This is a genomic window from Micromonospora coerulea (assembly GCF_016598485.1).
Classification (GTDB): Bacteria; Actinomycetota; Actinomycetes; order Mycobacteriales; family Micromonosporaceae; genus Micromonospora; species Micromonospora coerulea.
The window spans coordinates 26,002-52,094 of record NZ_JAEMUW010000011.1; the positions used below are offsets into that span (position 1 = coordinate 26,002).

Annotated in this window: 28 protein-coding genes; 18 read left to right on the top strand and 10 right to left on the bottom strand. The window is 74.7% G+C overall.

Annotated elements, in window-relative coordinates; genetic code table 11:
• Positions 1 to 11: 11 nt before the first annotated feature.
• Together I8N68_RS15745 and I8N68_RS15750 are read right to left on the bottom strand one after the other, a co-directional pair.
• Entirely contained in the window at positions 12 to 938 is a 927-nt protein-coding gene (locus I8N68_RS15745; RefSeq protein WP_200210737.1) for an ROK family protein, read from the bottom strand.
• The gene (locus I8N68_RS15750) at positions 935 to 1,864 is read right to left on the bottom strand and encodes an SIS domain-containing protein (RefSeq protein WP_200210738.1); all 930 of its coding nucleotides are present in this window, start codon (positions 1,862 to 1,864) and stop codon (positions 935 to 937) included. Before I8N68_RS15750 ends, I8N68_RS15745 begins: the two co-directional genes overlap by 4 nt.
• A 201-nt stretch (positions 1,865 to 2,065) precedes the next feature.
• Here I8N68_RS15750 and I8N68_RS15755 point away from each other — a divergent pair, with 201 nt between their 5' ends.
• The 16 genes from I8N68_RS15755 to I8N68_RS15830 all read left to right on the top strand — a co-directional run bounded on the left by I8N68_RS15755 (position 2,066) and on the right by I8N68_RS15830 (position 12,862).
• The gene (locus I8N68_RS15755; protein WP_200210739.1) at positions 2,066 to 2,851 is read left to right on the top strand and encodes a DeoR/GlpR family DNA-binding transcription regulator; all 786 of its coding nucleotides are present in this window, start codon (positions 2,066 to 2,068) and stop codon (positions 2,849 to 2,851) included.
• 99 nt (positions 2,852 to 2,950) lie between these two features.
• Positions 2,951 to 3,958, top strand: a complete 1,008-nt coding sequence (locus tag I8N68_RS15760; protein ID WP_267909593.1) for an ABC transporter ATP-binding protein — start codon at positions 2,951 to 2,953, stop codon at positions 3,956 to 3,958.
• Entirely contained in the window at positions 3,955 to 4,968 is a 1,014-nt protein-coding gene (locus I8N68_RS15765; protein ID WP_200210740.1) for an ABC transporter permease, read from the top strand. Before I8N68_RS15760 ends, I8N68_RS15765 begins: the two co-directional genes overlap by 4 nt.
• 98 nt (positions 4,969 to 5,066) lie before the next feature.
• The gene (locus I8N68_RS15770; protein WP_200210741.1) at positions 5,067 to 5,516 is read left to right on the top strand and encodes a DUF3263 domain-containing protein; all 450 of its coding nucleotides are present in this window, start codon (positions 5,067 to 5,069) and stop codon (positions 5,514 to 5,516) included.
• 77 nt (positions 5,517 to 5,593) lie between these two features.
• Positions 5,594 to 6,493 carry a hypothetical protein gene (locus I8N68_RS15775; protein ID WP_200210742.1) on the top strand — a complete coding sequence of 300 codons (900 nt, stop codon included), beginning with the start codon at positions 5,594 to 5,596 and terminating at the stop codon, positions 6,491 to 6,493.
• A gap of 151 nt (positions 6,494 to 6,644) precedes the next feature.
• Entirely contained in the window at positions 6,645 to 7,154 is a 510-nt protein-coding gene (locus I8N68_RS15780; RefSeq protein ID WP_200210743.1) for a GNAT family N-acetyltransferase, read from the top strand.
• Between the two features lie 283 nt (positions 7,155 to 7,437).
• Positions 7,438 to 7,908 carry a hypothetical protein gene (locus I8N68_RS15785; RefSeq protein ID WP_200210744.1) on the top strand — a complete coding sequence of 157 codons (471 nt, stop codon included), beginning with the start codon at positions 7,438 to 7,440 and terminating at the stop codon, positions 7,906 to 7,908.
• 2 nt (positions 7,909 to 7,910) lie between these two features.
• Positions 7,911 to 9,131, top strand: coding sequence for an SRPBCC family protein (locus I8N68_RS15790; protein ID WP_234039852.1), 1,221 nt, complete (start codon positions 7,911 to 7,913; stop codon positions 9,129 to 9,131).
• A complete protein-coding gene (gene gvpJ, locus I8N68_RS34475; RefSeq protein ID WP_200210745.1) occupies positions 9,128 to 9,586 on the top strand; it encodes a gas vesicle protein GvpJ in 459 nt (152 codons plus the stop codon). The genes I8N68_RS15790 and gvpJ overlap by 4 nt, the downstream gene beginning before the upstream one ends.
• On the top strand, positions 9,586 to 10,341 hold the full coding sequence (locus tag I8N68_RS15800) for a GvpL/GvpF family gas vesicle protein (protein WP_200210746.1): 756 nt from the start codon (positions 9,586 to 9,588) through the stop codon (positions 10,339 to 10,341). The genes gvpJ and I8N68_RS15800 overlap by 1 nt, the downstream gene beginning before the upstream one ends.
• Positions 10,342 to 10,344: 3 nt before the next feature.
• On the top strand, positions 10,345 to 10,632 hold the full coding sequence (locus I8N68_RS15805) for a gas vesicle protein GvpG (protein ID WP_200210747.1): 288 nt from the start codon (positions 10,345 to 10,347) through the stop codon (positions 10,630 to 10,632).
• 10 nt (positions 10,633 to 10,642) lie between these two features.
• Positions 10,643 to 10,999, top strand: coding sequence for a gas vesicle protein GvpO (locus I8N68_RS15810; RefSeq protein ID WP_200210748.1), 357 nt, complete (start codon positions 10,643 to 10,645; stop codon positions 10,997 to 10,999).
• A gap of 1 nt (position 11,000) precedes the next feature.
• On the top strand, positions 11,001 to 11,357 hold the full coding sequence (locus I8N68_RS34480; protein ID WP_200210749.1) for a gas vesicle protein: 357 nt from the start codon (positions 11,001 to 11,003) through the stop codon (positions 11,355 to 11,357).
• A complete protein-coding gene (locus tag I8N68_RS15820; protein WP_200210750.1) occupies positions 11,354 to 12,190 on the top strand; it encodes a GvpL/GvpF family gas vesicle protein in 837 nt (278 codons plus the stop codon). Before I8N68_RS34480 ends, I8N68_RS15820 begins: the two co-directional genes overlap by 4 nt.
• A gap of 19 nt (positions 12,191 to 12,209) precedes the next feature.
• Positions 12,210 to 12,479 (top strand): gas vesicle protein, encoded by a 270-nt coding sequence (locus I8N68_RS15825; RefSeq protein ID WP_200210751.1) that lies wholly within the window; start codon positions 12,210 to 12,212, stop codon positions 12,477 to 12,479.
• Positions 12,476 to 12,862 (top strand): gas vesicle protein K, encoded by a 387-nt coding sequence (locus tag I8N68_RS15830; protein WP_200210752.1) that lies wholly within the window; start codon positions 12,476 to 12,478, stop codon positions 12,860 to 12,862. The genes I8N68_RS15825 and I8N68_RS15830 overlap by 4 nt, the downstream gene beginning before the upstream one ends.
• Before the next feature lie 196 nt (positions 12,863 to 13,058).
• Here I8N68_RS15830 and I8N68_RS15835 read toward each other — a convergent pair whose 3' ends face one another.
• From I8N68_RS15835 to I8N68_RS15865, 7 genes are read right to left on the bottom strand one after another with little or no spacing between them, the layout of a single operon-like run.
• Complete coding sequence (locus I8N68_RS15835) at positions 13,059 to 15,410, bottom strand: AAA family ATPase (protein WP_200210753.1); 2,352 nt, start codon at positions 15,408 to 15,410, stop codon at positions 13,059 to 13,061.
• A gap of 48 nt (positions 15,411 to 15,458) precedes the next feature.
• Positions 15,459 to 15,935 (bottom strand): hypothetical protein, encoded by a 477-nt coding sequence (locus I8N68_RS15840; protein ID WP_200210754.1) that lies wholly within the window; start codon positions 15,933 to 15,935, stop codon positions 15,459 to 15,461.
• 44 nt (positions 15,936 to 15,979) lie between these two features.
• Positions 15,980 to 16,732: a GTP-binding protein gene (locus I8N68_RS15845; RefSeq protein ID WP_200210755.1), complete on the bottom strand. Its 753-nt coding sequence runs from the start codon at positions 16,730 to 16,732 to the stop codon at positions 15,980 to 15,982.
• Positions 16,710 to 17,198, bottom strand: coding sequence for a DUF742 domain-containing protein (locus I8N68_RS15850; RefSeq protein ID WP_200210756.1), 489 nt, complete (start codon positions 17,196 to 17,198; stop codon positions 16,710 to 16,712). The genes I8N68_RS15845 and I8N68_RS15850 overlap by 23 nt, the downstream gene beginning before the upstream one ends.
• On the bottom strand, positions 17,195 to 17,659 hold the full coding sequence (locus I8N68_RS15855) for a roadblock/LC7 domain-containing protein (protein WP_200210757.1): 465 nt from the start codon (positions 17,657 to 17,659) through the stop codon (positions 17,195 to 17,197). Before I8N68_RS15855 ends, I8N68_RS15850 begins: the two co-directional genes overlap by 4 nt.
• Entirely contained in the window at positions 17,656 to 20,343 is a 2,688-nt protein-coding gene (locus tag I8N68_RS15860; RefSeq protein ID WP_200210758.1) for a sensor histidine kinase, read from the bottom strand. The genes I8N68_RS15855 and I8N68_RS15860 overlap by 4 nt, the downstream gene beginning before the upstream one ends.
• Positions 20,330 to 21,496, bottom strand: a complete 1,167-nt coding sequence (locus I8N68_RS15865) for a hypothetical protein (protein ID WP_200210759.1) — start codon at positions 21,494 to 21,496, stop codon at positions 20,330 to 20,332. The genes I8N68_RS15860 and I8N68_RS15865 overlap by 14 nt, the downstream gene beginning before the upstream one ends.
• Before the next feature lie 376 nt (positions 21,497 to 21,872).
• Between I8N68_RS15865 and I8N68_RS15870 the strand changes: the two genes are divergently transcribed.
• Complete coding sequence (locus I8N68_RS15870) at positions 21,873 to 24,743, top strand: alpha/beta fold hydrolase (protein ID WP_200210760.1); 2,871 nt, start codon at positions 21,873 to 21,875, stop codon at positions 24,741 to 24,743.
• Positions 24,743 to 25,645 (top strand): ABC transporter permease, encoded by a 903-nt coding sequence (locus I8N68_RS15875; RefSeq protein ID WP_200210761.1) that lies wholly within the window; start codon positions 24,743 to 24,745, stop codon positions 25,643 to 25,645. Before I8N68_RS15870 ends, I8N68_RS15875 begins: the two co-directional genes overlap by 1 nt.
• A gap of 109 nt (positions 25,646 to 25,754) precedes the next feature.
• On the opposite strand, the gene I8N68_RS15880 is transcribed toward I8N68_RS15875, so the two are convergent.
• Positions 25,755 to 26,060 carry an ArsR/SmtB family transcription factor gene (locus tag I8N68_RS15880; RefSeq protein WP_200210762.1) on the bottom strand — a complete coding sequence of 102 codons (306 nt, stop codon included), beginning with the start codon at positions 26,058 to 26,060 and terminating at the stop codon, positions 25,755 to 25,757.
• Positions 26,061 to 26,093 lie beyond the last annotated feature (33 nt).

A 26,093-nucleotide genomic window follows, 5' to 3' on the forward strand; every position in this document is an offset into this window, starting at 1 on the left:
CAGCAGGTCAGTCAGGGCCGGGGCCGGGCGTCCAGGGCCAGCAGCGCGGCGCCGAGGCAGCCGGCCTCGTCGCCCAGCGCCGCCGTGACCAGGCGCGGCTCCCGATGGAACGTCAGCCGCTCGCGCAGCGCCCCGCGCAGCGGGTCGAGCAGGCGCGGACCGGCCTGGGCCAGGCCGCCGCCGATCACGATGGTGGCCACGTCGAAGAGGGCCTGACCGGTGGCGAGCCCGTCGGCGAGCGCCTCGACGGCCTCGCGCCAGACCCGGGCGGCCAGCGGCTCACCGGCCGCCGCGCGGTCCGCCACCTCGGCGGCGGTCGCGGGAGCACCGGCCATCTCGGCGTACCGGCGGCCGATCGCGGCGGCCGAGGCGACCGCCTCCAGGCAGCCGGGGCGTCCGCAGCCGCAGCGCGGGCCGTCGGGGCGTACCAGGATGTGGCCGATCTCTCCGGCGGCGCCGTGCGCGCCGACGGCGGCCGACCCGTCGACCACGTGGGCGGCGGCGATGCCGGTGCCGATCGCGACGAAGAGCACGTGGCCGGCGCCGCGCCCGGCGCCGAGCCGGGCCTCGGCCAGGCCACCGACGCGCACGTCGTGGCCCAGCGCCGCCGGCAGGCCCAGCCGCGCCTCCGCCAGCTTCCGCAGCGGTACGTCCCGGAAGCCCACGTTGGCCGACCACACGGCCACCCCGCGCGCCTCGTCGACCACCCCCGGTACGGCGATGCCGCAGGCTACCGGCTCCAGCCCGTCGGCGCGGGCCTTGCCGGCCAGCCCTTCGGCGACCTCCAGGATCGTGTCGACCACGGCGTCCGGGCCGCGTCCGGCGTCGGTCGGGTGCCGTTCGGCGTGCACCACCACCCCGTCCGGGCGGACCAGGGCGCACTTCATCCCGGTGCCGCCCACGTCCAGCGCGACGACGACCTGGGTGGCTGCGGTCACGCGAGGACCACGGAGCGGGTCAGGTGGCGGGGCGCGTCGGGATCGAGGCCGCGGCTGGTGGCGAGCGCGACGGCGAACCGCTGGGCGAGGATCAGATCGGCCATCGGGTCGACCGGGGTACGCCCGGCCGCCCAGCTGGTCAGCACGGTGTGGCAGCCGTGGGTGCGGCTGTGCACGAACGTGGCGCCGGTGGCGGCGACGTCCTCGGGCAGCCCGTCGGGGATCGGCCCGAACGCCCAGACCAGCCGGCCCGGAGCCGCCACGGAGATGGGGCCGTGCCGGTAGTCCATGGCCGGGTACGCCTCGGCCCAGAAGGTGGCCGCCTCTCGGCACTTCAGCGCGGCCTCCTGGGCGAGCCCGACCGTCCAGCCCCGGCCGAGGAAGGTGACCTGCTCGATGGTGGCCGAGTCGATCGGCAGCGGGGCCCGGACGGCCACCTCGGCGTCGGCGACCAGCCGGCCGAGGTCGTCACCGAGGTGGGCGCGGAGCAGCGCGAGGGCGGTGGTGGCGAAGCGGGTCTGCACCACCGACCGCTCGTCGGCGAAGGGCATGGTCACCGCCGCGTCGGCCAGCTCGACCGCCGGGGAGCCGGGATCGCCGACCAGGACCGTGGTGGGCAGCTGCCCGCGCAGCGCGGCGAGCAGCTCCAGCACCTCGGTGGTGGTGCCGGAGCGGGTGATCGCGATGAGCCGGTCGTAGCGGCGGCCGATGGGGAACTCCGAGGCCTGGAAGGCGTCGGTCTCGCCCTGGCCGGCCTGCTCGCGCAGGCCGGCGTACGCCATGGCCATGAACCACGACGTGCCGCAGCCGACGACGGCGACCCGCTCGCCGGGGCGCGGCAGGCGGTCGGCGACGGTCGGGGCGAGCTGCGCCGCCTGCCGCCAGCAGTCGGGCTGGCTCGCGATCTCCGCGTGCACGTACGCCATGGACAACTCCTCGCATCGGAGACCGTTGCGCAATACGGCTCGTTATAGCCGTCTTTCGCGCGTTATTCTGCGCGAGCCCGGGTGGCCGTGGCAACCAGCTCCCAGATCGCGCAGCCGAAGGTTTTGCGCACCAGCAGTTTCGCGCACTACTGTGCACGCAATCAATCACCGTTCGTGCAGAGTCAGTGGAGGGCCCCCGCGGTGGACCGGTACGCCCGATGGAACGCGCTGCTCGAGATGCTGACCGACAACGGTCGGGTCAGCGTCGAGGAGGCGGCCGGGCGCCTGGAGGTCTCCCAGGCGACCATCCGGCGGGACTTCGACCAGCTCGCCCAGCAGCAGATGATCACGCGGACCCGGGGTGGGGCGGTGGCCAACGGCGTCTCGTACGACCTGCCACTGCGCTACAAGACCGCCAAGCACTCGGCCGAGAAGCAACGGATCGGCGCGGCCGCCGCGGCGCTGGTCACCCCCGGCACGGTGGTCGGCCTCAACGGCGGCACCACCAGCACGGAGGTGGCCCGGGCCCTCGCCGTCCGGCCCGACCTGAACACCAGCGCCGAGGGTGCCCAGCTCACCGTCGTCACCAACGCCCTGAACATCGCCAACGAGTTGCTGGTCCGCTCCCGGATGAAGGTCGTGGTGGCCGGTGGCGTGGTCCGGCCGAAGTCGTTCGAGCTGGTCGGCCCGCTGGGTGGGGCGCTGCTGCGCGAGGTGACCCTGGACATCGCCCTGCTGGGCGTGGACGCCATCGACCCGCAGCTCGGGGCCGCCGCCCACCATGAGGGTGAGGCGGCGATGAACAACCTGATGGTCGCCCGCGCCAAGCGGGTGGTGATCATCGCGGACTCGTCCAAGCTCGGCGGGCACGCCTTCGCCCGGATCTGCTCGGTGGACCGGGTGGAAACGCTGGTCACCGACTCCGGTGCGGCGCCCGCCGTGGTGCAGGCCTTCCGGGACGCCGGCGTGCACGTCGTCTGCGCCTGAGGCGAATCCGGGGAAACCCCGATACATACCCGGTATTGTCCTGGCCTGCATACCGCGTATGGTGTCCGCTGTCATCGCCAATCATCGGGGGAGGTCAGCTTGTCGGCTGTCCTGGAGATAGAAGGTCTCCGCAAGACGTACCGGAGTCGCCGGCGCGGGGTACGGCACGCGCTCGACGGCTTCGACATGCGGGTCGAGGCGGGCCAGGTGCACGGTTTCCTCGGTCCCAACGGCTCGGGCAAGACGACCACCCTGCGGACGCTGCTCGGCCTGATCCGGCCGAACGGCGGCCGGATGGTGATCCTCGGTCACGAGGTTCCGCACGCGCTGCCGGCCGTCGCCGGACAGGTCGGAGCCATCGTGGAGAGTCCCCAGTTCTTCCCGCACTTCACCGCGCGGGACACCCTCAGCCTGCTCGCCGGCGCGGGGCAGCTGCCCGGGCGGCGGGTCGACGAGGTGCTGGAGCTGGTCGGGCTCCGGGACCGGGCCGGCGAGCGGGTGAAGACCTACTCGCTGGGCATGAAGCAGCGGCTGGCCGTCGCCTCCGCGCTGCTGAAGAACCCGAAGCTGCTGATCCTCGACGAGCCCGCCAACGGTCTCGACCCGGGCGGCATCCGGGAGATGCGCACCCTGATGCGCGACCTCTCCGCCGCCGGCATGACCGTGGTGCTCTCCAGCCACATCCTCGGCGAGATCCAGCTGATCTGTGACTCGGTCACCATCATCTCGCTGGGCCGCCGGGTCGCCTACGGCCCGGTGGAGCAGGTGCTCGCGGAGCACTCGCAGAGCAGCGTCCGGATCCGCCTGGAGGCGGTCACCGACCTGCCGCAGGCCGCCGACGTGCTCACCCGGGCCGGGGTACGGGTCGCCGCCGAGCCCGATCACCTGATGCTCGCCGGGGTCGACAAGCCGGCCGCGGTCAGCCGCCTCCTCGCCGAGCACGGCTTGTACGTCAGCGAGCTGGCGCCGGTCGCCGTCGACCTGGAGAGCGTCTTCCTCGAACTGACCGCCACCGCGCCGGTGCCCGGCCAGCACCGGCAGGTCGACCAGTCCACGAAGGTCGGTGAGCCGGGCTCCGGCGGCACCGGAGGAGGTTGGGGCGCATGAGCCTGTACGTCACCGAGCTGCGGCGGCTGGCCAAGCGCCGGCTCACCCGGCTCCTGCTGGTGCTGCTCGTGCTCGGGCTGGCCGGCATCGCCACCGCCTTCGCCTTCTCCAGCCACAAGCTCTCCCCGGCGGTGGTCGCCGAGGCGCAGGCCAAATCGGACGCCGATTACCAGCGGGCGGTCAAGGACTGGGAGCGGTCGGTCGCCGAGTGCGACGCCGCCGCCGCGCGCGGCGAGAAGACCGAGGAACGGTACGGCCCGGACTGCGGCCGGCAGTGGCAGCCGCAGCCGGAGATGTTCGACCCGAAGTGGAACCTGCCCTACCAGTTCGACTTCCGCGGCGAGTTCGGCATCTTCATCGCGGTCTTCGCGGGCGCCGTCGCGCTCTTCGCGTTCCTGGTCGGGGCGTCCTTCGTCGGGGCCGAGTGGAGCACCGGCGGGATGATGAACCTGCTGCTCTGGCGCCCGAAACGGCTGGCGGTGCTCGGCACCAAGCTGGCCGCCGTGCTGACCGCGCTGCTCGGCGTGAGCGTCGTGCTCGGTGCGCTCTGGACGCTGGCCTTCTGGCTGATCGGCACGTACCGGGGCAGCACCGCGAAGGTGACCTCCGGGGTCTGGCAGTCCACCGCGATCAGCGGCGTCCGGGCGCTGGCCCTGGTGCTGGTGGTGGGGGCGGTGGCCTTCGCGCTCGCCTCGCTCGGCCGGCACACCGCGATGGCGCTCGGCGCGGCGGTCGGGGTCGGCGTGATCAGCGAGATCGGCATCCGGCTGGCCGTCACGATGGCGGGGGTGCGCTTCGGGGAGCGCTACGTCCTGTCCACCTATGCCCTGGCGTGGTTCGAGAAGCAGTGGAAGCTGATCGACTACCGGTCGTGCGACTTCGTGCAGGGGCAGTGCAACCCGAAGGAGATGCTGGTCACCTGGCAGGACTCCGCGCTGGTGCTGGGCCTGGGCAGCGCGCTGGTGCTGGTGGTCGCCTTCTGGACGATGCGGCGCCGGGACATCTCCTGACGGTCGCCGCGTCCGGTGCGACCGGGGCGGGCCCTGGTTAGGCTGGGGTCCCCCCGGTCGGTGACGCCTGCCGGCCCCCGCCCTCGGAGAGGAGCGCCATGCCCGCCGACGCCGCCACCGAGCGGCCCGAGCCGTCCGGGCCTGTCGACGTCGCGCGTCGCGAGGGTGGCGTCACGGTCCCCCCGCCGCGCTCCGCCCCGGCCGTCGAGGCGGATCCGGCCCCGGCGCCTCCGGCACCTGAGCAGCGGGCCGGGGCGGCGGCGGACGTCCCCGCCCAATCGGGGGACGGGGCGGCGGCGGCCGAGATCGGGCCCGCGGAGGGGTTGACCGAGCGGGAGCGGCGGATCCTCGCGTTCGAACAGCAGTGGTGGAAGCACGCCGGGGCCAAGGAACAGGCCATCCGGGACACCTTCGGGCTCTCCGCGACCCGCTACTACCAGCTGCTCAACGGGCTGCTGGACCACCCGGCCGCGCTCGCCGCCGAGCCGGTGCTGATCGGCCGGCTGCGTCGGTTGCGCTCCTCGCGGGCGCGCAACCGGCGGCGCTGACCGGCCAGCCTCCGGTCGCCGTCCGCATGGCGTCCGCCGGTCCGGGTAGGCGGGTCGGCGACGGAGGGAGCGAACCGATGGGGGCACCAGATCGCCGGTACCCGACCGGGAGTCGCCCGGCGCGGCTGATCGGGGCGGCGCCGATGATGCGGGTACGTTCCGCCTCCGCCCCGGCGCCCGGCAGACCGGAGAACGAAGATGTGGTCTTCCGGTTCGGCTCGCTGGTCGGGCTCCTGGACGGGGCGACCGTGCCGGAGGGCTTCGACACCGGGTGCGTGCACGGACCCGGCTGGTACGTCCGGCACCTGGCCGCCCGGATCGGCCTGGCGGTCGCGGTCCGCCCGGCGGCGACCCTGATGAGCAGCCTCGCGGCGGCCATCCTGGCGGTCCGCGCCGACCACGGCGGCGACTGCGACCCGGACCACCCGGGGACCCCGTCGTCCACGGTCTGCCTGCTCCGGGAGGGCGGCGACCAGGTGGACTACCTGGTGCTCTGTGACAGCCCGCTGGTGCTGGACACCGGCGGGTCGGTGAGCGTGGTCTCCGACGAACGGCTGGACACCGCGCTGGCGGAGCTGCGCGGCACGGCCGCGGAGCTGCCCGGCGACGTGGACCCGGTGACCCGGTTCCGGCGGGCGGTGCTGGCGCAGCGGGAGCGGATGAACCGGACGCACGGCTACTGGGTGGCGGCCGCGGACCCGGACGCGGCGTACCACGCGGTGACCGGGACGCTGCCGGTGCGCGGCCCGGGGGCGCTGAGGCGGGCCGCGCTGCTCAGCGACGGCGCGTCCTGCGCGGTCGAGCAGTTCGGCCTCTTCGACTGGGCCGGGTTGCTGGACGTGACCGCCGCCGAGGGTCCGGAGGGCCTGATCGGACGGGTGCGGGCGGCCGAGCGGGACCACCCGGACCGGCTGCGCCGGCACAAGCGGACCGACGACGCCTCGGTGGTGTTCTGCGAGTTCGACCCGGCGGACTGAACGGTCCGGCACGCGGCCCGGACCGGCCGGCCGACAGCGGAGCGTGAGGCGGAACACGAAGGCGGTCCGACCGGCCGGTCCGCTCCGCCGGATCGGCAGTCCCGGCCCAAAGGGCTGGACTCCGGCTGGTACGGGCGGCAGACTGCGGCACGTGGCGGGTGCGGTACGGCTGGAGCCGGTAGACGAGCGGAACCTGGAGCCGTTGCTCTCCGTAGCGGCCGCCGAGGCGGAGCCGGACGACGTGATGCCGCCGGTGGATGCCCCGGCCGGCTGGTCGCTGGCCCGCCGGGAGGCGTTCCGCGACTTCCACCGGGCCAGCTTCGGCGGCCTCGACGGCCCCACCCGCACCCAGATGTACGCCATCCTCGCCGCCGGCGAGGTGGTCGGCATGGTCCGGATGACCCGCTGCGACGAGCCGGCCACGGTGGAGACGGGGATGTGGCTCGGCCGCTCGGCCCGCGGGCAGGGGCTCGGCGCGGTGGCGCTGCGGGAGCTGTTGAGCGCGGCTGCGGCGGCCGGGATGCAGACCGTCGTCGCCGAGACCACGCCGGACAACGCGGGCGCGTTGTCGGTGTTGCGTAAATGCGGCGCGAAATTGCGTGAGGATGGCGCCAAGGTGCGCGCGGAAATGTGTCTGGATTCGGCCCTGCCGGCCCTCTGAGGGCTCTGTTTGCAAGTACATCCTTTCTCCTGCTTGTTACGCTGCCAGTGACCGGTTTGCGCGGCTTATCCGGTGCGGCGATCTTCATCCGAATGAAGCTGTCACGGCCCACCCAAGAATTGCGCGCGAATGTTTCGCGGTTTGGCCGCCGGGTACTGCCGGCCGGGTCCGCTAATACGGGGCACCCGGTGGCAGGCCTATTGCGCGCTATTCCCCGGTAGCTGATTACCGGCCTGCCCCACGAAGCGGTGTCCGCGTCCGCCGGGGAGTGAAGGAGAACCGAATGAAGAGCGGAGCACGGGTAGCGCTGGCGGTGGGCTTCGGCTACCTCCTGGGCCGTCGCAAGAAGCTGCGTACCGCCCTCACCCTGGCCGCCGCGGTGGCCGTGGGACGGGCCAGCCGGAACCCCGGCGGCCTGCTGAAACACGGCAAGGACATGCTGACCGCGTCCCCCCAGCTGGGTAACCTCGCGAAGCTCGGCAGCCCGCTGGCCACCGCCGGCAAGGCCGCGGCGACCGCCGCCGCCGGCAGCGGCATCGACGCCCTCGGCGGCAAGCTGCGTGGTGGCGCCGACGCCCTGCGCCGTAAGTCCGGCGGGGGCCGGCCGGACCAGGACGCCGGCGCTGACCAGCGGTCGGCGCCGGACGAGGAGCAGGATCTCGCCGACCAGCCCGCAGCTGGCGACGACCAGCAACCGGGTGACCAGGACCGCGACAAGCGGCCGGTCGGGGCCCGCGGGCAGCGGGGGCGGTGACCATGGCGACCAACCCCAATCTCGCGGACCGGGCCCGACAGCAGCTCGGCGGCGAGCTGCGGAACCTGGCCAGCGCCATCGGCGAGCGGGCCGTGCAGGCGGTGACCGACCGGGTCACCGGCGCCACCGGCCGGCTCAGCGAGTACGCCAAGTCCGGCGGGGGCCCCGGCCTGATCGCGGCGGCCACCGGCGCGCAGAAGCTGGCCGAGGGCCACTCCCCGATGAGGGCCATGTTCCATGCCGGCCTGGCCAGCAGTAAGGAGAAGGTGATGGCGGCGTTCGGTCGTGGCGGCGGCAAGGGTGGCAAGGGCGGCGGCAAGAAGCTCAAGGTCACCAACATCGTCGAGACGATCGAGGTCGGCGTGCCGGTCCGGGTCGCCTACAACCAGTGGACGACCTTCGGTGACTTCCCGAGCTTCATGAAGAAGGTCGAGCAGGCCGACTGCGAGTCGGACGAGAAGATGACCTGGAAGGCGCAGGTCTTCTGGTCGCACCGCACCTGGGAGTCGACCATCGTCCGGCAGATCCCCGACCGGCTCATCCACTGGCGCTCGAAGGGCGAGAAGGGCTCCGTCGACGGCACGGTCAGCTTCCACGAGGTCGGACCCGAGCTCACCCGGATCCTGGTCGTCCTGGAGTACCACCCGCAGGGCCTGTTCGAGCACACCGGAAACCTGTGGCGGGCCCAGGGCCGACGGGTGCGGCTGGAGCTGAAGCACTTCGTCCGGCACGTGATGACCCAGACCGTGCTCGACCCGGATTCGGTCGAGGGCTGGCGTGGCGAGATCGAGGACTCCCAGGTGGTCAAGGACCACGAGACCGCGCTGCGCGAGGAGCAGGAGCAGCGCGAGCAGCAGGAGGCCGCCCGGCAGGGCCAGCCGGAGGAACCGGCGGAGGAGCCGGAGGAGGAACGCCGGCCCGCCGAGCGCGGCCGCCGTCGCGCGCCGCAGCGCCGCCGTCCGCCCGAGGAAGCGGAGGAGTACGAAGCCTACGACGAGGGCGAGGACTACGAAGAGGGGTACGACGAGGAGGAGCTCGAGGAGAAGCCGCCGCCGCCCAGCCGCCGTCAGCCGCAGCGCGTCCGGCGTGAGCCGCCGCGGGAGACCCGGGAGGAGCCGCGGGAGACCCGGGAGGAGCCGCAGCGTCCCCGCCCGGTGCGTCGCGCCCCGGAGGCGCCCCGGCGTCCGGTGGTCCGCCGGCGCCGGGAGGAGGGCGACCGGTGAGCATCGTGACGACGAGCGCAGGCCAGGCCGAGGGCGGCGCCCTGGAGCGCGGCGGTGCCAGTGGACTCGCCGATGTCGTGGAGACGGTGCTGGACAAGGGCGTGGTGATCGACGCACAGGTCACCGTGGGCGTGGTCGGCATCCCGCTGGTGGAGATCAACGCCCGGGTGGTGGTGGCCAGCATCGAGACGTACCTGAAGTTCGCCGAGATGACCGACCGGCTGGACATCACGCCCAAGGAGGGCGGCGGCCTCTCCGGGCTGGTCGGCGACGTCACCGGCGCGGCCAGACAGGTCACCTCGGGCCTGGGCCAGACCGTCGGTGAGGCCGGCGGCGCCGTCCGCGAGCTGGGCGGAACGGCCGGGGAGCTGGGTCGCACGGCGGCCGGCACGGTGAATGAGGCGACGGGGCGCCGGCCGGAACGACCCCGCCGACGACGGGACGAGGGACGCTGATGGCCGAGGAGACCGGGCTCTTCATCTACGGCATCGTGCCGTCCGACGTGGAGCCGACTCCGGACGCCGAGGGGGTCGGCAGCCCGGCCGGCGAGGTCGTCGCGATCCGGTACGACGACCTCGCGGCGCTGGTCAGCGAGGTGGGGCTGGAGGAGCCGATGGGCCGGCCCGCCGACCTGACCGCGTACGAGACGCTGCTGGACGGCACCGCGGCGGTGGCGCCGGTGCTGCCGGTCCGGTTCGGCACCGTGGTGACCGGCCCGGACGCGGTGGAGGACCTGCTGGCCGCCCACCGCGATGAGTTCGCCGCCGCGTTGGCGGAGCTCGAGGACCGGCTCCAGTACACCGTGCACGGCCGCTTCGACGAGCGGGCGATGCTCGGCGGCTTCCTCGCCGAGAACCCCGATGCGGCCGCGCTCGCCCAGCAGGTGCGCGGCCGGCCCGAGGCGGAGAGCCGGGAGCAGCGGATCCGGCTCGGCGAGATGATCAGCCAGGGGGTGGAGCTGCGCCGGGAGGCGGAGAACGCGGCGCTGATCGACGCGCTCACCCCGTACGCGGTGGCGCACGTGGCGCGCCCGCCGAGCAGCGAACTGGACGCGGTCAACGTCGCCTTCCTGGTGGCTGGCGATGCGGAGGAGGACTTCATCCGGACGGTGGAGGACTTCGCCGAGCAGCGGCGCGAGCTGATCCGGATGCGACTGCTCGGCCCGCTCGCCGCGTACGACTTCGTCGGCGCGCACCAGTTGGCGGAGTGACCGGTGGACATCCTGTGGGGGCTGCTGACCCTGCCGTACGCCCCGGTGCGGGGGTTGACCTCGGTGGTCAAGGTGATCGCGCGGGAGGCGGAATCGCAGCAGCACAACCCGGTCAACATCCGGCGGGAGCTGGAGGAGCTGGACCGGGCGGCGGCGGCCGGCGACATCACGCCGGAGGAACGGGACCGGGGACAGCAGCAGGTCCTGGACCGGCTGATCACCCCGGCCGGCGGCGCGGAGGTCACCCCTCCCGAGGCCGCCGGTCGACGGGGCGACCAGCACCGCGGGTGAGGGGACTGAGATGACAGCAGAACGTATCCGTGGCGACGGCGACCGGGAGCGCTCGCGCGACCGGGGCGCCCGGGACGACGACCGGTACGTCGACGAGGAGGAGTACGAGGCGGTGTCGGCGGCCGAGGCGGCCCGGGAGGGGCTGCGCCAGATCATCGGGCTGACCGGCAAGGATCCGGTGGGCATCACCTCGGTCCAGCCCACCGACGACGGCTGGCTGGTCGGGGTCGAGGTGGTCGAGGACCACCGCATTCCGGCCTCGACCGACCTGCTCGGCCTCTACGAGGTGGAGCTGGACATGACGGGCAGCCTGCTCGGCTACCGGCGGTCGCGCCGGTACCAGCGGGGCAAGGGCGACGGGGGCTGACATGACCACGCCACGGCCACCCTCGGTGGTGCAGAACTCGGGCCAGGTGCTGCCGGCCGGGCACGAACCGGCGAACCTCGGCGACATCCTGGAACGGGTGCTCGACCGGGGCATCGTCATCGCCGGCGACATCCGGGTGAGCCTGCTCGACATCGAGCTGCTGACGTTGAAGCTGCGGCTGGTCATCGCCTCTGTGGACACCGCGCGGCAGATCGGCATCGACTGGTGGGAGCACGACCCGTGGCTCAGCTCGCGGGCCCGCCCGCCGGTCGAGCCGGGGCCGCGCGATCCGGAGGAGGTCGAGGCGTCCCGGCGACCCCGGGTCGCCGCGCGGGCCGAGCGGGAGGAGTGGGATTGAGTACGACCGCTGGCACCGCCCCGGTGGCCGGCGCCCCGACGGCCGGGTCGGGCGTCTGGCTGCACGGCGTGGTGGTCGACGCCGACCCGGCCACGCTGACCGGGATCGCCGGGATGGACGGCAGCCCGATCCGCGCGATCCGGGCCGCCGGCCTGACCGCCGTGGTCAGTGCCGCACCGCTGGCCGAGTACGGCGAGGAGGCCCTGCGACGCAACCTGGAGGACCTGGCGTGGCTGGAGCGGGCCGCGCGGACCCACCACACGGTGGTGGACGCGCTGTCCCGGTCCGGCGCGGTGGTGCCGGCCCGGCTCGCCACCGTGCACCGCGATGACGGGCGGGTGGCCCGGGTGCTCACCGAGCGGCGGGCCGAACTGGTCGCCACGCTGGCCCGGCTCACCGACCGCGAGGAGTGGGGCGTCAAGGGGTACGTCGTCCCCGGGGCGGTGCCCCGCGGCGCGGAGGCGAGCGTGGGCGGCGGGGCCGGCGCGGCGTACCTGCGGCGGCGCCGGGCCCAGCTCACCGCCCGCGAGGAGGGGCAGCGGATCGCCGCCGCCGCGGCCGCCGCCGCGCACACCGCCCTCGCCGGGTACGCGGTCGCCGCCCGCCGGCACGCCCCGCAGGACCGGCGCCTGTCCGGTGCGGCCACCGCGATGGTGCTCAACGGGGCGTACCTGGTCGAGCGGGCCGCCGTGGCGGGCTTCTCCGCGCTGGTGGGGGCCCTGGCCGACCGGCATCCGGAGCTCCGGCTGGAGTTGACCGGCCCGTGGCCGCCGTACTCCTTCGTGACGGAACCGGCCGGGGAGCCCGCGCACCAGGTGCGGGAGCCGGCGTGACCGCGGCGCGGGGGTCGGCATGGGCGTGACCACGCTCGCCCCGAGCAGCGCCGACGACCCGCTGGCCTACCGGCCGGTGGCGCTGGTGGACCTGCTCGACCGGGTGCTCGCCACCGGCGTGGTGATCAGCGGCGACATCACCCTCGCCATCGCCGACATCGATCTGGTCCGGATCTCGCTGCGCGCCCTGGTCGCCTCGGTCGGCGCCCTCGCGCCGCCTGAGCTGCCCGCGCCGCCGTCGGCCCCGGCGTCCGGCGGTGCGGCCGGCAACCTCGGTGCGGCCGGATGACCGGCCGGGACCGCCCGCCGGGACGGGACGAGCCCCGGCGTGACGAGGCGGCCGACCTGGCGGCGGCGTTGGGCCAGCCGGCCTGGGAGGCGCCCCGGGTGACTCCGCTGGACCGCCGGCTCGCCGTGGACGCCGACTCGGTCGAGCGCGGCCTGGCCAGCCTGGTACTCACCGTCGTCGAGCTGCTGCGGCAGTTGATGGAACGGCAGGCCCTGCGCCGGGTCGACCTCGGCGACCTGACCGAGGAGCAGATCGAGCGGATCGGGGCCACGTTGATGGCCCTGGAGCAGCAGATGGCTCAGCTCCGTGAGTATTTCGGGCTGTCGCCCGAGGACCTCAACCTCGACCTGGGCCCCCTCGGTCCGCTGCTGCCGACGGACTGACCACGCGCGCTCGCGACGGTCGGGAGGGGCTGTCACTGGCAGCGATATACCTGAGAGTCATATTTATGCCTCTCAGGTATATCGCTCGTGGTGTCCACTGACCGGGCCGGCGCTCCCGCCGGTGCCAGTCCGGCCAGCCGGACCCGTGCGGCCGCGCCGGCTGGACCCGTGCCGGCCCGCTTCCGGCTGGGCGCCGTCAGCCGCTCCGCTGCTCCGCGTAGGCGGCGAGCCAGGCGACCTGGGTGGGTTCGAGGGAGGGGCGGACGCGCCGACGGGCGGCTTCGACGTTGGCGGCGGTGACCGTGGCGGCCGTGAGGGACTCCCGCATCGCGGCCAGCGCGGCCTCGCGGACCAGGGCGGCGCAGTCGGCCGCCGAGAAGCCGGCCAGTTCCTCGCCGAGGGTGGCCAGGTCCACGTCGGCGGCGAGCGGCACGTTCCGGGACGCCGCGCGGAGGATCTCCGCCCGGGCCGGGCCGTCCGGCGGCGGCACGTAGACCAGCCGTTCCAGCCGGCCGGGACGGAGCAGCGCCGGGTCGACCAGGTCCGGCCGGTTGGTCGCGCCGACCACCACCACGTTGCGCAGCGCCTCCACCCCGTCCAACTCGGTGAGCAGGGCGGCGACCACCCGGTCCGTCGTACCGCCGTCGGTGGCCTGACCGCGCACCGGGGCGAGGGCGTCCACCTCGTCCAGGAAGATCAGGGTCGGCGCGGCCTCGCGGGCCCGGCGGAACAGCTCGCGGACCGCGCGCTCGCTCTCGCCCACCCACTTGGAGAGCAGCTCCGCGCCCTTCACCGACAGCACGTTGGCCCGCCCCGACCCGGCCAGCGCGGTGACCAGGTAGGTCTTGCCGCAGCCGGGCGGCCCGTAGAGCAGCACCCCGCGCGGCGGCGTCACGCCCAGCCGGGCGAAGGTGTCCGGGTAGGTCAGCGGCCAGAGCACCGACTCGGTCAGCGTCTCCTTCACCGCGACCAGGTCACCGACGTCGTCCAGGGTCACCGAGGCGAGCTCCAGGGTGGACGCCGCCATCGTGGTCGGCCGGACCACCTCCAGCGCAGCGGCGAAGTCGCCCATCGCCACGGTCGGTGTCTCGGCCGCCTTCTGTCGCAGCGCCGCGCGCACCCCGGCCTCGCGGACCAGCGCCGCCAGGTCCGCGGCGACGAACCCCGGCGTCCGCCCGGCCACCTCGTCCAGCCGGACGTCCTCGGCGAGCGGTACCTGTCGGGTGAGCACGGTGAGCTGCTCCCGGCGCAACGCCTGGTCCGGCAGGGGGACGGTGATCCGCAGCGAGAGCAGGTCCGGCGCGCGCAGCGCCGGATCCACCGCCTCCGGCCGGCCGGTGGTGCAGACCACGGCCACCCCGGCCCGGACGGTCTCGGCGAGCAGTTGCCGGAACACCGTCGCCACCGGGCCGGGCTCGTCGGCCGGCGCCAGCGCCTCCACGTCGGTGACCAGCAGGACGGCCGGGCCGTGGTCACGTACGGCGGTGGCGGCCTCCCGGAGCCGGCGGGCCGCCGCGTCGTTGGTCAGCGCCGCCACCTCCGGCGCCCACAGCGGGCAGACCCGGGCCCGGACCCGGGCGGCGACCGCGCAGACCAGCGCCGACTTGCCCGAGCCGGCCGGCCCGCTCAGCAGGACGCCGAGCGAAACCGTGGTGCCCAACCGGCCCAGTACCTCCCGGTGGTGGAAGCCCAGGTCGAGCAGTTCGGTCAGCTCCTCGGCCTGCGCCCGCAGGCCGGGCAGCTCGTCGACGCTCGGCGCGTCCTCCGACCCGACCAGGGCCGGCCCGCCGGTTCCGGCCGGTGCGGTCGGCGTACCGTGCGCGGCCCCGCCGGGCGCCCGTGACGTCGGCAGCGGTTTCCCACCGGACGCGCCGCCCCACCCGCTCCCGGCGGGCGCCGGGCCGCCGGCGGTGGCCGTGGTGTCGGTGAGCCGGCCGGCCGGGTCCTGGCCGAGCGGTCCGGAGCCGCGGGTCGTCGGCCCGTGCTCCCACCCGACGACGGTGTCCATGGTGACCAGCGGGCCGCCGGCCGGCTCGACGGCGGACACGGTGAGCAGGGTGCTGGTCCAGGCGTACCCGACGGTGTTCGCCAGGCTGCGCCGGGCCGCCTCGACCAGGCCGCGCACCGCCGCGTCGGGAAGCACGTCCTGCGGCAGCAGCGAGACGTCGTCCCCGGCGGTCACCACCTTGCCGAGCAGGGCGAGGCGCAGCATCTCCGGGGACACTGCGGCGACGATCTCCACCGGGCCGGTGAGCGTGACCCGGCGAGCGGGGGTCACCGGCAGTCGGCTCACCGTCACCTGGCCGCCGTCGCGGACGCCCAGATTGCCCAGCAGCAGGTCGTCGGCGTACAGCAGGGCGGTGCTGGCGGTCGGCTCGGCCGGCGCGGCGATGCCGGCGGTGACCCGGCGACCGGCCAGCCGCACCGGGTCGCCGGGGTGCAGTGCCAGCGCGGTCAGCACCTCGGGGTGCAGGCGGACGACGCCGCGGCGGGCGTCCAGCGCCGCCGGCCGCAGGCTCGCGGTCAGGGTCAGGTCGGGTTCCGCCACCCGCCCGACAGTAGCCGCCGGCACCACCTCGTGCCGGGCGGTGGGCGCTCAGGGCAGCGGCCCGGTGTCCTCCAGCAGCGACGGATCGCGCCGGATCATCTCGGCCAGCCGGGCCGCCGGGTCCGCGCTCAGGCCGTCCTGCCCGGACGCCGGCACCGTCTTCACCGACATCGGCCACACCGGTGGCCGGGCGACCGCCGCCTCCTCGCCGACCGTCACGTCCGCCCCGGCCCAGGAGACCCGCAGCGGGTACGCCTGGCCGTCGTGCTCCACCCGCAGGGTGACCGCCAGCCCCGGATGTTCGGCGACCACCCGGCGGACCGCCTCGGCCACCTCCTCCACCGGGTCCCGGTCGGCCGGGCGGCTCCCGCCCCGTAACCGGTACGCGCCGTGCCCCTCCCGTGGTGGATCGGCGGGTCGGGGCTCCTCCCCACCGGCCTCCTCGCCCGGCCCGCCCGCGCGGCGCCGCAGCGCCTCCTCGCGGCGGGCCAGCCGGGCCAGGGTCTCGTCCAGATCACCTCTCATCACGTCCACCCCTTTCCCTGAAACGGGTCGAACCGACGGTCGATTCAGGCTCCCCTCTCCCGGGTCGCCCGGTCCAGCGCGCGATCCAGGACGACCAGCAGGGCGTCCCGTACCGAGAGCCGGTCCCGGGCGTCGAACTGCACCAGCGGCACCTGGTCGCCGAGCGCCAGCGCCCACCGGACCGAGGCCAGGTCGTGCGCGAGCCGCCCGTCGAAGGCGTTCACCCCGACCACGAAGGGCAGCCCGGCCCGCTCGAAGAAGTCGACCGCCGGATAGCAGTCGTCCAGCCGGGCGCTGTCCACCACCACCAGCGCGCCGAGCGCGCCCCGGGCCAGGTCGTCCCACATGAAACCGAACCGCGCCTGCCCCGGGGTGCCGAAGAGGTAGAGCTTGAGGCTCCGGTCGATGGTCACGCAGCCGAAGTCCATCGCCACCGTGGTGGTGGTCTTCGTCGACCGTACTCCCGGATCGTCGACGCCGATGCCGGCGCTGGTCATCTCCGCCTCGGTGGTCAGCGGAGCGATCTCGGAGATCGCGCCCACGGTGGTGGTCTTGCCGACGCCGAACCCGCCGGCGACCAGGATCTTCACCGGGATCGGCGGCTTGCTGGCCGGTACGCCAACGGTCGCCGGGGCGGGCGCCACCGGCGGCCGGTACGGCGGCGGGGCGGGCTGTGGGACGGTCCGTCCGGCGGCCGCGCCGGGACTGGCCGGCCCGCCGTACCGGGCGGCGGCGCTGTTGCCGGCGAGCCCGCCGGCCGCGGCGGCGGGCCATTCAGGAGATCGCACGGAGTCCATCAATCACTCGCAGGATGAGGTCGGGGTGAAGGGCTTCGGCGCCGCCGCCCACGTGCACGTCGAGGTGGCCGGCGGCGCGCAGGTCGCCGACCAGCACCCGGGTCACGCCGAAGTGCATCCGCGTCTGGGCGGAGATCTCCGCGACGGAGATCGGGTCGGCGCAGAGCGCCACGATGGCCTGGAGCTCCGGCGGGAGTCGGGACGACACCGCCCACGACCCGCTCTCCGGGCGGGCGGTCACCTGGGTCTCCAGCCCGATCGCCGGGTCGGCGCCGGCGACCCGCCCGGAGGTCAGCACGAACGGGCGCGGGCCCGGTGGCCCGCCGGCGTCCCCCTCGGCCTTCTCGGCGGGGTACGCCGGGACCGGGGGCGCCGGCTCGCCGCTCGGGGAGGGCGACCGCAGGTAGGGCCGGATCCGGACATCCGGTTCCGGGTCCGGTTCCTCGCCGGTCACCTCCGGGGTCATTGCTGTACGGCGTTCTTCAGCTCGGCGATGAGCCGCGGGCTCAGCGCGCCGCCGGCCCGGCCGGCGAAGAGGGTCATCTCGTACGCGACGGTGCCGAGGTTCGCCGACCGGTCGGCGACCACGCCGAGCACCGAGCCGCTGCTGATCGCGCTGATCAGCAGGTACCCCTCGGCCATGTCGACGATCACCCGGTTCAGGCCGCCGAGGGCGTACCAGCTGGCCGCGCCCCCGGCCAGGCTGGTCATTCCGGAGACGACGGCGGCGAGCCGCTCGGCGTTGGACCGGTCCTTGATGGAGGACATCGCCATCAGCAGCCCGTCCGAGGAGACCGCGATCGCCTCCATCACCCCGGCGGTGCTGGAGGTGAACGAGTCGAGCAGCCAGTTGAAGGTGCGGGCCTCCGGGCTGAGTTCCCCGGTGCTCTGGTTGTCGACGTTGTCGTGCAGGAAAGGGCTGGTCACCGTGATGATCCCTCTTCGTAGCGGTGGTGGTCTGGATCGACTTCGCGCAGCGCGCGGGCGACGCCCGCCTCGAACTCGGTGATGAGGCGGCGGACCTCGGTCGGGTCTCCGGGGTGCGGGCTGGTCACCGGCGCCTGGGCCGGCGCCACGGTCAGGTTCGCCCCGGGCACCCGCCGGCTCAGCCGCGGCCGGTCCGGAGTGGGCTCGGTCGGGGGTGCGCTCTGTTCGGCGCGCCGTACCCCGGACTGGAACTCCTCGACCAGGGCCCGGACGGCGGACGGGTCGGCCCGGGTGGCGTCGATCGGCCCGACCGCCGGCCCGGTACGCGGCAGGCTGGCGCCCGGCACCCGCTGCCGGATCAGCGGCCGTCCGCCGGCCGGCGCCGCGGCGGGAGCCGGCCAGTTCGGTGGCGCTGTGGCGGGTGCCGGCCCGGCCGGCGGTGGCGCGGCGGGAGTCAGCGGCGTGGGCGGGTCCGCGGCGACCTGCGGGGCGAAGCCGCTGCCCACGAAGGGTCCGGCGCCGGTCGGGCGAGCGGCGGAGGCGGGCCGGGCGGGCGGCGGGGTGGCGGGCGGCTCGACCTCGGTCCGGCCGGCCGGAGCGGGCACGCCGCCCTCGCCGGCCGGTTCCCCGGCCGCGCCGAAGGCGTTCCACGACTCCGCGGTCTCCAGGCTGTGGGTGGCCCGGCTGAGCAGCGCCGGGTCGAAGCCCAGCTGGTCGTCGAGGGTCACCGGGCCCGGGGCTGCGGTGAGTGCCCGACGAGGCCGGGCCGGCTCGCCGAAGCCCCGCCGGTCCCGCGCCGGTACGGCGGCCCGGGCCACCGTGGCACCGGCCCGGTCGGGCCGGCGGATCACCAGCAGCGCGACGGGGATCTCCAGTCGGGCGGTCACCCCGCCGCCGGCGGTCGGGGCGAGATCCACGGTCCAACCGTGCCGGCGGGCCAGCCGGCCCACCACGAAGAGCCCGAGCACCTCGGTCGGGGCCAGGTCGAGCCGTTCCCGCCGGGTGAGCCGGGCATTTTCCTCGGCGAGCCGGTCCTCGGTCATGCCGATGCCGCGGTCCACCACGGTCAGCCGCGCCCCGCCGTCGGTCAGCTCGCCGCCCACCACCACCCGGGTGTGCGGCGGGGAGAAGGCGGTGGCGTTCTCCATCAGCTCGGCCAGCGCGAGCACCAGGTCGCCGACGATGGCGGGCGCCGCCGACACCCCGGGCGGGACCTGCACGTCGACCCGGGTGTAGTCCTCGATCTCGCCGAGCGCCAACCGGACCACGTCGACGAGCTGCACCGGGGCGACGTGCCCGTCGGCGCCGGCCGCGCCGGAGAGCACCACCAGGCTGCCGGCGTTGCGGCGCAGCCGGCTGGAGATGTGGTCGAGAAGGTACAGGTGCTCCAGCCGACCGGGGTCGGTCTCCTGCCGTTCCAGCCGGTCGATCAGCGCGATCTGCCGGCCCACCAGGTTCTGCGTACGCCGGCCGACGTGGCCGAACATCTGCGCGACGTTGCGCCGGCCGGCGACCTGCCGTTCGACGAGGCGGGCGGCGGTGCTCTGCACCCGTTCGAAGGCGCGGGCCAGGTCGCCGATCTCGTCCCTGGCCCCTACGTCGACCGGGTCGAGCCGGACCGGTTGGCCGGCCTCGGACTCGTCGTCGACCACCCGGACCAGCTCGGCCTCGGCGACCCGGGCGACCCGGTCGGCGGAGCGGGTGAGCCGAGTCAGCGGCCGGGCCACCGTCCGCGCGACGGCCATGCTGAGCAGCACCACGATCAGCAGGATCAGGGCGGCCGCCCCACCCACCAGCCAGGCCGCGGTGAGCGCGTCGCGCTGCTCGGTGCCGGTCTCGGCGATGACGTCCGCGACGATCTTCTTCTCCACGAACTGGCCGAGGGTGATCATCGAGCGGACGGACGGGAAGAGGGCGTCAAGCGGCACCGCGGCGATCGCCGCGATCGGGTCCTTGACGCTGTCGACGAGGAAGGTCGGGCTGGTCCGGGCCGCCACCGCCGCGTCGTCCAACATGGCCAGCTGGTACTGCTCGGCGGTGATCAGACTGCGGAACCGCAGGTTGTCCACCTGAAGCGCGGCCATGCAGGCGATGTAGGCGGCGGCCGCCTTCGGGTCGCTGGTCGCCTTGACCAGCACGATCAGGGTGGCGCAGGCGCCCAGCCCCTCGTCGGCCCGCAGCAGCGCGTCCAGGGCCAGCACCTGCCGCCCGGCCGAGGTCTCGGTGTCCACCCCGAAGGGCAACCGCAGCGCCTCGATCAGCGCCATGTCGACCGGTCCGAAGGCGTGCATGAGCTGGGTCGGCGTCGCCTTCCCGGCCAGCACCGCGGTGCGCAGGTCGGCCAGCTTGCGGACCCCGTCGAGGGCGGCGGCGACCCGGTCGGGGAGGGGTTCGGCCCGCAGGTCGGCGACCCGGTCGTCGACGGCGGTCGACTTCTGGATCAGCTCGGTCCGGGTCACCCGGCCGAGCAGCAGTCCGACGGAGAGCAGCCGTTCCTGCTGGAGGTCCTGGACGAGGCTGCCGATCCGGCTGGCGACCCGGACGGTGTCGGCGGTGTCGCCGGCCCGCTGGGCGGCGGCCACCCGGTCGAGCACCACCGGTACGGCCAGCCCGACCATGCTGAGCAGCGGGATGATCACCAGCAGGGCGAGCTTGCCCCGGATCCGGAGCCTACCGAGCAGCATCGAAGGGCCCCCACCGCTCAGGTTCACCGGGTCGGCCCGGCCCGACCGGTTGGAGCGGACGCGGCGCGGCCGGCGGCTGCCACGCCGGCGGCGGCGCGCCGGAGTCCTTCCGCGCCCGTCGCTCGTCGACGGCGTGCCGGCGGGCCCGGCGGCGCGCCGCGAGCAGCACCCCGGCCAGGACGACGACCAGCAGCACACCGAGCGCGGCGGCGGTGACCGCCACCCAGCGGTCCCGGTCGAGCCCGTCGACCCGCTCGCTCAGCAGCGCGTCCAGCTGGTCGAGGATGACCGGTTGCAGCTGCTTGGCGGCGGACTGCGCGTTGAGCCGGGCGGCGGCCACCTGGCCCGGGTCGGTGCCGGAGCTTCCGGTCGGCGCGGAGAGCGCCGCGAGCGCCTCGACGGCCCGCTGGTAGGTGTCCAGCGGAGTGAGGACGTTGGCGCCCAGTTCGGTGCTCTCCGAGTTGTCCACCGCGGCCCGCAGGTCGGCGCCCAGTTCGGTGGCCGGTCCGAGCGCGCCGACCCGGAGGGCGGCCAGTTCGGCGATCGCCCGCGGTCGCTCGGCGGCCGGGCGCTGGGCGGTCAGCGCGGTGAGGTCGGCGAGGCGGCCGGCGGCCACGATCGCCTGGGGCAGGTCCGCGCCGATGCCCTCCTGGAGGTAGAAGGAGTCGGGCTGCGGGTCACGGATCAGGCCGGAGCTCTCCCGGACCTTGCGGTACAGGGCCAGCAGCAGGTCGGTGACCTCCCCGTACGCGACGAAGGCGGCCTGCGGGTCGGTGATCCCCCGGTCGGGCAGGGCCTCCAGTTTGGCGCGCAGCCCGGACCACCGATCGTGGCTGCGCAGCTCGTCCCCCACCGCGCTGTCGACGGTGGTGGCCTGCTCGACGGCGGCGGTGAGCGCGTCACGGGAGACGGGTCGGCCGCTGACGGCCGCGGACTGGGCGTCCACCAGGGCGTCGGTGACCGGACCGAGGGCCCGCAGATACTGCACGCCGAGCCGTTCCCGGGTCGCCAGGTCGCGGTCGTCCCCGGTCGACCGGTGCGTCTGGGCGAAGAGCAGCCCCACGGGCGCGAGCAGGGCCGCGACGAGCAGCAGGGGCAGGACACGACCCGGTACGGCGGGCCGGCGACGGACCCGCGGCGCGGGGACGGTCATGGTCTGTCTCCTCCGGCGACGGCGGGGGACTTCCTGGTGGTGGCGGGGTCGCCGATGGGGTCCCGTGCACCGGACCGGAAAACTAGTCGAAGCTCGCGGGGGTGTGACGGCCATCGCTGAGTCAGCTTCGCGTCACTTCCAGCGATGTCACGTCTTGTTGACCTTGTCGCCACAGAGTGTTCCGCGAGCCGTGCGGCATGGGACGATCAGCAGGGGTTTATCCGTCTACACGTCAATGCACGGGATCCGAATTCATCTCGCTGGGATGTTGTGGACGTTGCGCGGTCGATCGAACTCACGCGCCGATCAGGGCAACCGGACGGACGTACGGCGGATCTCAGCCAATGCTCAGGGTCCCCGCCGTACCGTGTGCCGCATGAGATCACCGCTGTCGGCCGCGCGGGTCCGGCGTGCCCTGGCCACCCGCCGACGCCGGGTGGTCGCCGCGTCCGTGGCGGTCGTCCTGGTGGCGGCCGCCGCGCTCTGGGCGGCCCGGCCGCAGCCGGCCGACTTTCGCGCCGAGCCGGCGATGGTCACCGTCCGTTCCGGACCGGCCGGCGACCAGCCGGTCGACCTGGACACCACGCTCTATCTGCCGGCGGACGCCTCGGCCGGGCGCAAGGTCCCGGCGGTCCTGCTGGCGCACGGCTTCGGCGGCACCAAGGAGTCGGTCCGCCCGGACGCCGAGGACCTGGTCCGCCGCGGGTACGCCGTGCTCACCTGGACCGCCCGGGGCTTCGGCCGCAGCGGCGGCGAGATCCACCTGGACAGTCCCGACTACGAGGTGCGGGACGCCGCTCGCCTGCTGGACCGGCTCGCCGCCCGCCCGGAGATCCGTACCGACGCCGCCGGTGACCCCCGGGTCGGCGTGGTCGGCGGCTCGTACGGCGGCGGCCTGGCCCTGCTGCTGGCCGCCCAGGACCCGCGGGTCGACGCGATCGTCCCCATGATCACCTGGAACGACCTGTCCCGCGCCTTCCTGCCGGAGAGCACCGGCAGGGCGCCCACCGAGGGCGTGTTCAAGAAGGGCTGGGCCGGCATCTTCTTCGGTGGCGGCGGCAGCGCCGGCTCGGGGCCGGCCGGCATCTCCGGCACCACGGCCGCGCAGCCGCAGGGCGCCCCGGCGTCGGCCGGCGCGCCCAGCCCGCGGCCCGGTGCCGGCCCCGGCACCGGATCCGGGCGCGCCCCGGCCGGTGCCGCCGACCCGTCCTGCGGCCGGTTCGCCGCCGACGTCTGCGCCGCGTACCTGCGGATCGCCACCACCGGCCGGGCCGACCAGGCGGCGGTGGACCTGCTGCGGCGCTCCTCGCCCGCCGGCGTGCTGGACCGGATCAAGGCGCCCACCCTGCTGGTGCAGGGGGAGGCGGACACCCTCTTCCCGCTGGCCGAGGCGGACGCCAACGCGCGGGGGATCGCCGCCGCCGGCACCCCCGTCCGGGTCGCCTGGTTCACCGGCGGCCACGACGGCGGCGCCGGACCGACCAGCGACTCCGACCGGGTGAAGTTCCTGACCGCGCAGTGGCTCGACCACTATGTCAAGGGCGATGGCGCGGCCCCCGGCGACGGCTTCACCTTCTCCCGGATCGCCGGCTTCGACGCGCTCGACCGGGGCCTGGTGGCCACCGGCTACCGCACCGCCGACTACCCCGGGGTCACCGGCGACGCCCGCCGCGAGGTCCAGGTCACCGGCCCGACCCAGCAGATCGCCAACCCGCCCAACGGCAACCCGGCGGCCATCTCCGCGGTGCCGTTCGCCGGGGCGCTCGGCTCGCTGCTGAACGGGGTGGCCGGCGACATCCCCGGCCAGCACGTTCGGTTCGAGTCCGCGCCACTCGACGAGGCGGTGGACGTGGTCGGCGCGCCGACGGTCCGGATCCGGGCCGCGTCGCCCACGGGCGAGGCGGTGCTCTTCGTCAAGCTCTACGACGTCGACCCGGCCGGTGCGGCGACACTGCCCGACGGCCTGGTCGCCCCGGTCCGTCTCACCGGCCTGCCGAAGACCATCGACGCCGCCCAGCCGGTCCCGGTCACCCTGCCGGCGATCGTCCGCCGGATCGAGGCCGGGCACCGGCTGCGGATCGTGGTGGCGACCTCCGACCAGGCGTACGCCACGCCGCCGGAGCCGACCGTCTACACGGTCGCCCCGGGCGGCGGCCCGGTGACCCTGCCGACCGTGGACGGCGAGCCGATCCCCACCACCGCCACGGTCTGGCGTTGGGTGCTGGCCGGGCTGCTCGCCGCGATCGCGGTCGGGCTCGTCGTGGTCGTCCTGGTCGCCCGCCGCCGGCACCGCCGCCAGGACAGCTCCGTCCACCCGGAGTACGCGGGCATCCCGCTCGCCGTCCGCCAGCTCCGCAAGGAGTACGCGGACGGCTTCGTCGCGGTCTCCAACGTGGACTTCGAGGTGCACCCCGGCCAGGTGGTCGGCCTGCTCGGCCCGAACGGTGCCGGCAAGACCACCACCCTGCGGGTGCTGATGGGGCTGACCCAGCCCACCGCCGGGGAGATCTACGTCTTCGGGCACCGGCTGGTGCCCGGCTCGCCGGTGCTCTCCCGGATCGGCGCGCTGGTGGAGGGGCCGGGCTTCCTGCCGCACCTGTCCGGGCTGGAGAACCTAAAGGCGTACTGGCGGGCGACCGGGCGGCCGTGGGCGGACGCGCACTTCGACGAGGCGCTGGAGATCGCCGGCCTCGGTTCGTCGGTGCACCGCCGGACGAAGAACTACAGCCACGGCATGCGGCAGCGCCTGGCGATCGCGCAGGCCATGCTCGGCCTGCCCGAGCTGCTGGTGCTGGACGAGCCGACCGACGGCCTGGACCCGCCGCAGATCGCCGAGATGCGCCGGGTGCTCCAGCGGTACGCCACCGACGGCCGGGCGGTGCTGGTCTCCAGCCACCTCCTCGCCGAGGTGGAGCAGACCTGCACCCACGCGGTGGTGGTGAACAAGGGCCGGATCGTGGCGTCCGGGCCGGTCGAGGAGATCGTCGGGGACTCGCCGAGCGTGCTCTTCGAGGTGACCGACCCGGCCGCCGCGCGGACGGTGCTGGACCGGCTGCACGGGGTCCGGGTGCTGCCCGACGGCGACGGCGGGCTGGTGGTGGACACCAACGGCACCGCGCGCAGCGAGGTGGTGGCCGAGCTGGTCCGGGCCGGCATCGGGGTGGACCGGGTGGTGCCCCGGCGCCGCCTGGAGGACGCGTTCCTCGCCCTGGTGGGCGAGAACTCTCGGGGAAGCGGTGACCGGTGATGGCAGGCTCTTCGGTCGGGTCGCGGGACGCGGCCGGTGCGGTCGGCCCGGGCGGGGCGGCGGCGGGCTACCGGCCGTCGGCCACCCTGCCGTTCGCGGCCGAGTTCCGCCGGCAGGCGTCGCGGCGGCGTACCCAGTTGGCGCTCGGGTTCATGGTGCTGCTGCCGCTGATCATCCTGATCGCGTTCCAGTTCGACTCCGGCGGCGACGACGACAACGGGCGCAACGAGTTCGCCAGCCTGGTCGACCTGGCCACCTCGGGCGGGCTCAACTTCACGCTCTTCTCGATCTTCGTGTCGGCGTCGTTCCTGCTGGTCGTGGTGGTGGCCCTGGTCTGCGGGGACACGGTGGCCAGCGAGGCGAGCTGGGGCAGCCTGCGCTACCTGCTGGCGATCCCGGTGCCCCGGGCCCGGCTGCTCACCGTGAAGCTGCTGGTCGCGCTCGCGTACTCCGGTCTGGCCCTGCTGCTGCTCGCCGGCACCGCGCTGCTCGCCGGCACCCTGCGGTACGGCTGGTCGCCGTTGCGCAGCCAGGTCTCCGCCGAGCTGGCGCCCGGCGAGGGGCTGCTGCGGCTGCTGGCCGTGCTCGGCTACCTGGCGATCGTCCTGCTGGTGGTGGCCGGGCTGGCCTTCCTGCTCTCGGTGACCACCGACGCCGCGCTCGGCGCGGTCGGCGGCGCGGTGCTGCTCTGGATCCTCTCCAGCATCCTGGACCAGATCACCGCGCTCGGCGGCCTGCGCGCCTTCCTGCCGACCCACTACAGCAGCGCCTGGTTGGGACTGCTCTCCACGCCGGTGCAGACCGACGACGTGGTGCGCGGCACGATCTCGGCGGTCGGCTACGCGACGCTCTTCTGGGGGCTGGCCTTCTGGCGCTTCACCCGCAAGGACGTCACGAGCTGACGACGGTCCCGCTTGATCCACTCCAGGTTCGGCGGGGCGGGGTGTCCCGGTCGGTCCGACACCCCGACCTGCCGCACTCCGCGTGGATCAGCGGGTCGGGGCGCGAGGGTCAGGAGCGGGCGGGGGCGGTGAGGACCGCGTCGAGCAGACCGGGGTAGAGGCGGTCGAGTTCCTCGCGGCGCAGCCGGACGTACCGGCTGGTGCCGGCGACCCGGGTCCGGGTCAGGCCGGCCTCGCGGAGCACCTTGAAGTGGTGGCTCCGGGTGGCCTTGGCGATGCCGAGCTCGATGGTGCCGCAGACGTGCTCGCCGCCGTCGGCCAGGGTCCGCACGATCTTCAGCCGTACGTCGTCGGCCAGCGCCGCGAGCACGGCGGTGACCGGTACGTCGCGCAGTTCGGGTTCGTGCAGCTCCATGTGACCAGTGTAACCGTTGTTCGACAGTCGTCG